Here is a 6,833-nt window from a genome sequence, read left to right as displayed (position 1 = left end):
GGCGAAGGTGAGTTGATGGCTCATGATGTCCCTCTGGGATGCGCTCCGGATGAATATGATGATCTCATATCAGGAACTTGTTCGCACCTTCCCTTAGATGACCCCGCCATATTCGATTGATTTTAGGGCGTCGTTGTTCTGGTGCCAGGTGAATCAGTTCATACGCAGAGCAATCTCCGCCAGTATGCCGGAGGCTTTCTAAAATTGAGTGGCGCATTTTACAGGGATATCCACATATCTTTAGTCAGCATTTTTATGCGGTTTGCCCTTAAATTTCTGCTTTTCTAGCTATGCATGAGCGAGTGCTGGCGCGCCTCAAGCGTGTTCGTGTACCTGCATTAAAACCGCCCCATAAAGCGGGCAGGCTTGGCGGGGGGACCCGCAGGACGCAATATCACTCAATCCGTTAAAGGGACACGTGATGCCTGAAAACGTCCACACCGTGTCAACACCTGGGTAATTAATAGTGTCTTTCAGTGGCCTTAAGTGATGCTCTAATCCGTATTACACCGCTGAAAGCCCACGTAGCAAAGGGTAGCTAACGCCCCAATGGCGCTTTTTTAGCTGTAGCACACAATCGATATTCTGCAATAAGACACCTTTTGATGACAAGGTGCTTACCTTCTCGATACATAATGTATAAAATTTAGATAATCCGATTTCGTCCAGGATCATATACTATCACTCACACCTTCGTCGGGGACCGTCGTTTTCATGTCAGATATAATTCTTGCCCGGGTATCGCAAACACTTGCTACGGAACAGTCGTTAGAGAGTCTCGTTCGCCAACTGCTTGAAATGCTCGAGTTGGTTACCAATATGGAATCAACGTATCTGACGAAAATTGATACTCAGGCCCAGCTGCAGCACATTGTCTATTCACGTAATAGCGGTGATATGGTCATCCCGGAAAATTTATCCGTGCCGTGGGGCGACACCCTGTGCAAACGGGCGATGGACGATCGTTGTTTCTACAGCGATCACGTCCCTGAACAGTGGAGCGACTGTGACGCCGCGAAGGCGCTGGGGATAACCACCTTTCTTAGCACGCCGATACATCTAACCGATGGTTCGTTGTATGGAACATTGTGCGCCACCAGCACCGCGCAGAAGCCGCTGAGTTTTAACAGCGAGCATGTACTCCAGCTGTTTGCGAGTATTATCGCGCGCTACATCGAGAAAGAGTCGCTTGTCTCCCAGCTTCAGGAGGCTAACGCCGCCTTGATTTACCACTCCTACACCGATGCGCTGACCGGGCTTCCTAATCGCCGGGCGGTCTTTGATAATCTGGAAATGCTGTTCTCACTGGCACGGCACCTGAATCACGGGGTGCTGCTGGCGTTTATTGACCTCGATAACTTCAAGAAAATAAACGATCTCTACGGACACCAGGCGGGAGATGCCTTTTTACAACAGGTTGGGCAGCGCTTGAAGCTGGGCATTTCAGTCGACGATCAGCTTGGCAGGCTGGGCGGTGACGAGTTTATGGTCGCGACGCTGTCCCGCACCACGGCACAGCTGGAGCTGTTTACCGAAACGCTACGTCAGTTGTTGATTGGCGATTATTTGCTCGGTGATACGCTAATCCATTATCCAGGAGCCAGTATCGGCACCGTCGTTATCGATCCGAACGAAATGAATCCGGATAGCGCCCTACGCGCTGCCGATAGCGCAATGTATCAGGACAAGAAATTTCGCCATCGCACGGAAATTAGCGCCCAGAGGTTGGGCTAATTACAGTATCATACCTGCCATACAGGAATAGAAATCAGGATGTCGCAATGAGACTGGGTATCGCCTTCCCCATCGTTATCTTTTTTATCGCGGTGATTTTTCTGGGCTGGTTCTTTATTGGCGGCTACGCGCTACCGGGAGGAGCACAATGAGAAAGACCACGATTATTATGCTTATCATCGCCATCATCACCGTTGTTGGCGTTGAGTTCGGTTGGTGGTAAGCCTGAAATAAGCCGTCTTAGCGTCGGCTTATCTTCTTTCCCCACGCTTTTCCTTCATCTGATACATCTGCGCATCAGCCTGTTGGATTGCCGCATCCAGCGTACCCACGCACGGCGCAACGCCCCACGATACCGACAACGGCACCGGCTGTTCATCCGGGCTAAACGGGAAGACCGCAATACTGGCGGCAATCCGCTCTGCCACCATATGCGCATGTGCAATATCCGTGCGGCTTAGCAGCACGATAAACTCATCGCCGCCGCTGCGAATCACCCAATCACCGCTTGCACGAATGTCGTTGAGCATACATTGCGCAATAGCCTGTAATGCACGGTCTCCCGCTTTGTGACCATAGTTATCGTTAATCTGTTTGAATTTATTGCAGTCAAAAAGAATCACCGTCATAAACGGCAGCGAACGTTGTTGGATCAGCGTAAAAATATTGCGCGTAAAACAGCCGGTTAGCGGATCGCGATAAAAACGCAGATCGGCGTGATTCAGGTGATAGCGAATCAAGAAGAACAGCAGAATTAGCAGCGCTGGGGCCATGGCCAGAATGGCTAATGCGTTAGCGTCATGGAGAATAAATAACCATGTAGGTAGCGCATATTTAATCTCGTAGCGCGATGATACTTCGTGAATGCGGTAGCGTTCTAACCAGCGACAGTTATTGACGATGCACATGACATCGCCCGTTTGCCGACTCTGTAAACCCAGGATCAGCCCCTTTGGCACCTGATGGTTAAACGCAATCTGCAGCATACGCAGTATTTCTGAACGCGAAAGATCGTAGGCCAGATAGCCAATAATATGGTTACTCGGGTCTCCCTCGGAGAGGTCGTAGATATAGCTGACCACGCTGTAGGCTTTATCGCCGGTGATTTTATCTTCGTAGAAATTGGTGACGCTAATAGATTTTTTACGGATGCTTTTTTGCAGCACCCGGTCATAAAACATTTCAGGTTCGGCGAAGAAGGCGCGAGGGTTGCTTGCCATCTGCGATGAATTGAAGGTGAACGGTACAGAATCCGCAGCGTTAAACCAGTAGAACCAATGCCCGTTGCTATCAATAATATAGCGGTGAGTCTCGTGCTGTTCAGGATTTAAGGCACGAACTTTCTCGCGGATATATTCCGCCGTCACGTAGAGACAACGCGCACTGCGCTCCGGCTTCTTTGCCACCAATGCGCCATGATTGTCATCCAAAGCACCGGGCACGGCATTGATTCCCCAGTCATCGCCCCGGGGATGGAACACGTCGGCCTCACCGCAGAGAAAATGACGACTAACCTGCTGATAACGCACGCCTGCCGCCTCAGCCATCAGCTCATTGTCGGTAAACATGGTCATCATCTGGTTTTGCAGTTCGTGGATACCTTCGTTGACCTGCGACAGCGCGCGCTGATAAAGGAAAAAGATCGCGAGGCAGATAAGCAGACAGGTCACTACTGCCGATGCCAGCAACGACTGTTTCTTGCGTAAACTATCCTGAATAATTCTCACCGACACCCCGAACAGATGGCCAAAATACCTTTAATGCCACCCACGCAGTCAACTCGCGTCACGTTTCGTTTTGATTACGTATCGTGATCATTATGGACGATAATTTTCGCAGGCAGGAATTTGATCGTGTCAGGTCTTTGCCGCAATGGCAATAGGATTTCCGGAAGGCGAGCAGGATGCTCGCCTGGATGGTTTCATTTATGCGTGTTATCAGAACCTAAGAGTAAAAAACCCAGCGGAATGGAAAAGAGAACGGTAAAAATGGTGCTGTAGACCATGACCATAGCGCCCTGCAGCACAAACATGCTCGTCGTCCATTGCGAATACGGCAAGTTATACTCACGGACCACACCGCCAAAGGTAGCGCGCCCCACTATCACCACGGCGATAGCAAAAATCACCATCGCACATAGCACGAATTTTTTGCCATTCGGCGTACGCAGTTTTTCCAGAATCATTGCATCCTCCCGACGCGAATCTCACGATATTTTGCTGTATTTGTAACATTAATGAAGCATAAATTGAATGCTTTTTGTTGCTTAATGTTCACAAAAACCGGCGTTGATAGATCAAGTATTTAACCTCACCTTTAAGTTGCATATAAAATGCATTTTCTGATAAACAGCCGCCGGAATTTATGTTTTAATACTTTCAACGTATAGGGGGGAAACATGCTACGCATTCCGCAAAGTTGTATTCATACCCGTTCCACACCATTCTGGAACAAAGAGACCGCACCTGCCGGTATTTTCCAGCGTCACCTGGATAAAGGGACGCGCCAGGGCGTTTATCCACGGCTTTCCGTTCATCAAGGGGCCATCCGCTATCTTGGCTTTGCCTCTGAAACAGCCCCTGAACCGGAAAGTGAGTTGATTATCGAAGCCGGTCACTTTGGCGTTTTTCCGCCGGAAAAATGGCATTACATCGAAACAATGACCGACGATACCGTATTTAACATCGACTTCTTTGTCGAAGCTGATGTGCTGAAATCGCTATAGACCTTAGGGTCATGCAGTAAGGAGCCATCTATGTTACGTATTCCTGAGAATTTTGTTCATTCGCGTTCGACCCCGTTCTGGAATAAAGATACCGCGCCGAAAGCCCTCTTCACTCACCACAATACCAAGGCCCACGTATATGGCCGCCTATCCGTGATGCAGGGTGCCGTGCGTTATTTCGGATTCCCTGACGGTGATGCCACCGAACCAGATGTCGAACTGGTTATTGAAGCCGGTAGTTTTGGTATTTCCCCACCACAAAAATGGCATCGCATCGAACTGCTGACGGAAGATACCTACTTTAATATCGATTTCTTTGCCGACCCGGATGCCACGCTTGAGGGTAAAGGCCTGGGCAAAGTCGTGAATTCGCATAAGGGGTAAGAAGATGGGTAAGGCAACCTACACGGTGACCGTCACCAACAACAGCAACGGCATTTCTGTTGATTATGAAACCGAGACACCGATGGAACTGCTGGTCCCTGATGTTGCGGCTGATGTGGTCAAAGATCTGATCAATACCGTTCGCGCCTACGATACCGAAAACGAACATGACGTTTGTGGCTGGTAGCCCATCGAGCTGAAAATAACGGGGGCTAATTGCTCCCGTTTTTATTGTATATCTCAGTTAGTTACCCGCGTTATTCATCCGAATAACCTATCCCACTCATGCACATTAATACTTTTGCAGGAGCGTTTCGCCGGTCGTATTTTGCCAGGTTTACTACACACTCAACGCGAGATAACCCCATGGCCTGGCGTCCTTTTTTATATGTCATCATCAACGAATCGCCCCAGCGTACGCCCCGGCGGGCCAAACTGACGCTGGTGCGCCGAGCGCGTTAACGGTAGTTGCGATGAGGAAACGGGATGAGAAAATCAGTATGGTTGAACCTCGGTTTCATACTCACGGTGTGCGGTTGTGCAAGCCAGTCTGAGCAAGCTAATGGCGTTAAGATTGTCGAAGTGGCTGACCCAACGCTTAGCCTGTGTCAGCGTATACAGGATGTAAAGGCTGAACGTAATGCGTGGACCTTTGGGATGGGTTATTTCTCTGCCCGTAAACAGGTTGTTTACGATTTACAAGAGCAAGGGAAAAAGGCCGGGGCCGACACGCTGGTCGTCACCAGCCAGAGCTATATTCCCGTTACTGGAATAACCAAAGCCAGCGGCACAGCTTATCGCTGCGCAAAATAGACAAAAAAACCGCCCGACTAAACCGTCGCAGACTGCGGGACGTTTAGCTCAGACGGCTTGTGTACTGACCGACTATTTACTCGAAGAAGACTTGAGGATTGTCCGCAAGAGAGACAAATTTCTTCGTATCTTTCTCCAGCGCGCGAATGGCTCCGCTTTCAATGTCATATACCCAACCGTGCAGACGAATCGCGCCATCACGCAACCCTACAGCAACCGACGGGTGAGTTTTGATGTTATTCAGCTGCGCAATGACGTTCTCTTCCACCATCGCGTTCACTTTGTCAGTCTCGTTATCAAACGTTTTTTTCTCAACGACCGCTTTTGCGGCATCGGAATAACGTAACCAATGAGAAACCGCAGGCATCGGCTCCAGGCACTGACAGGTGGCGATGGCTTTCATCGCGCCGCAGTTAGAGTGCCCGCAGATAACAATATCCGTCACACCTAACGCCACTACCGCGTACTCGATGGTCGCAGAAACCCCGCCCGGCTCCGGGCCAAAGGAAGGAACGATATTACCGGCATTGCGGATAACAAACAGTTGCCCTGGCTCTTGTTGAGTCACCAGTTCAGGCACTAAACGACTGTCTGAACAGGAGATGAAAAGTGCTTTTGGATTCTGGCTAGAGGCCAGGCTGCGGAAGAGTTCCTTACGTTTAGGAAAAACTTCTTTCTGAAAGTTGAGGAACCCTTCAATGATATGTTGCATAGCAGTATCTCTTTCTCGTTTTTACGCAGGTCATGATGGAAATCACATTTTCAGTGTACCACCTGAACGCAGAAGGGAAAGAGTTCAATCTCATTAACGCATTTGTTACCTGTTCGCCACAAAGTGGGCGACGGGGATTGTTGCTCCCCTACTCTGCACTGTTCAGGCATGTTCTGGAACCACTACCCGCCTCGCTATGGCATGTCTAAGCGCTGAATAATTAAACGAATCAGGACCAAGGCATGAAATGCTGTATATGCGCTCAGCATACTTGTTCAGTGGATTTATCTATCCTATAAAGGCATTTTTTAGGGGGGGTATTATGTCAAAAAATAAGTAAGGAGTTATTCCCGGAACTTGAGATGAAAAATCCCCGGAGTGCGCCAGGGATTGATAAATAAATGTAATGACTGTTGTGAGAAACAAATTAACTCATCAAGAGAAGAACATTTTTCACTGGAATAG

9 protein-coding genes are annotated in these 6,833 nt (G+C 49.1%); 6 read left to right on the top strand and 3 right to left on the bottom strand.

The features are described from left to right. Nucleotides 1-714: 714 nt before the first annotated feature. A complete protein-coding gene (locus tag ABOC97_RS21390) occupies nt 715-1,734 on the top strand; it encodes a sensor domain-containing diguanylate cyclase (protein ID WP_349601593.1) in 1,020 nt (339 codons plus the stop codon). A gap of 47 nt (nt 1,735-1,781) precedes the next feature. Continuing rightward, complete coding sequence (locus ABOC97_RS21385; RefSeq protein WP_100249921.1) at nt 1,782-1,886, top strand: YoaK family small membrane protein; 105 nt, start codon at nt 1,782-1,784, stop codon at nt 1,884-1,886. A 99-nt stretch (nt 1,887-1,985) separates the two neighbouring features. Here the strand turns inward: ABOC97_RS21385 and ABOC97_RS21380 are convergent, their stop codons facing one another. Continuing rightward, on the bottom strand, nt 1,986-3,461 hold the full coding sequence (locus tag ABOC97_RS21380) for a GGDEF domain-containing protein (RefSeq protein ID WP_349601591.1): 1,476 nt from the start codon (nt 3,459-3,461) through the stop codon (nt 1,986-1,988). A gap of 194 nt (nt 3,462-3,655) precedes the next feature. Then, nucleotides 3,656-3,919, bottom strand: coding sequence for a DUF2534 family protein (locus ABOC97_RS21375; protein ID WP_234503421.1), 264 nt, complete (start codon nt 3,917-3,919; stop codon nt 3,656-3,658). Between the two features lie 213 nt (nt 3,920-4,132). On the opposite strand from ABOC97_RS21375, the gene ABOC97_RS21370 reads away from it, so the two are divergent. The 4 genes from ABOC97_RS21370 (at nt 4,133) to ABOC97_RS21355 (ending at nt 5,656) form a co-directional block, all read left to right on the top strand. Continuing rightward, nucleotides 4,133-4,459 (top strand): DUF1971 domain-containing protein, encoded by a 327-nt coding sequence (locus tag ABOC97_RS21370; RefSeq protein WP_349601589.1) that lies wholly within the window; start codon nt 4,133-4,135, stop codon nt 4,457-4,459. 30 nt (nt 4,460-4,489) lie between these two features. Beyond that, nucleotides 4,490-4,843: a DUF1971 domain-containing protein gene (locus ABOC97_RS21365; protein WP_234503418.1), complete on the top strand. Its 354-nt coding sequence runs from the start codon at nt 4,490-4,492 to the stop codon at nt 4,841-4,843. Between the two features lie 4 nt (nt 4,844-4,847). Next, a complete protein-coding gene (locus tag ABOC97_RS21360; protein ID WP_061280311.1) occupies nt 4,848-5,030 on the top strand; it encodes a DUF1869 domain-containing protein in 183 nt (60 codons plus the stop codon). Between the two features lie 299 nt (nt 5,031-5,329). Next, the gene (locus ABOC97_RS21355) at nt 5,330-5,656 is read left to right on the top strand and encodes a hypothetical protein (RefSeq protein ID WP_349601587.1); all 327 of its coding nucleotides are present in this window, start codon (nt 5,330-5,332) and stop codon (nt 5,654-5,656) included. A gap of 76 nt (nt 5,657-5,732) precedes the next feature. On the opposite strand, the gene ABOC97_RS21350 is transcribed toward ABOC97_RS21355, so the two are convergent. Further along, nucleotides 5,733-6,368, bottom strand: coding sequence for a carbonic anhydrase (locus ABOC97_RS21350; RefSeq protein ID WP_234503416.1), 636 nt, complete (start codon nt 6,366-6,368; stop codon nt 5,733-5,735). Nucleotides 6,369-6,833 lie beyond the last annotated feature (465 nt).

This window comes from Kluyvera huaxiensis, assembly GCF_040149365.1.
Classification (GTDB): Bacteria; Pseudomonadota; Gammaproteobacteria; order Enterobacterales; family Enterobacteriaceae; genus Kluyvera; species Kluyvera intermedia_A.
The sequence above is the reverse complement of the archived record's forward strand: the minus strand, read 5'-3'. Positions and strand labels throughout refer to the sequence as shown.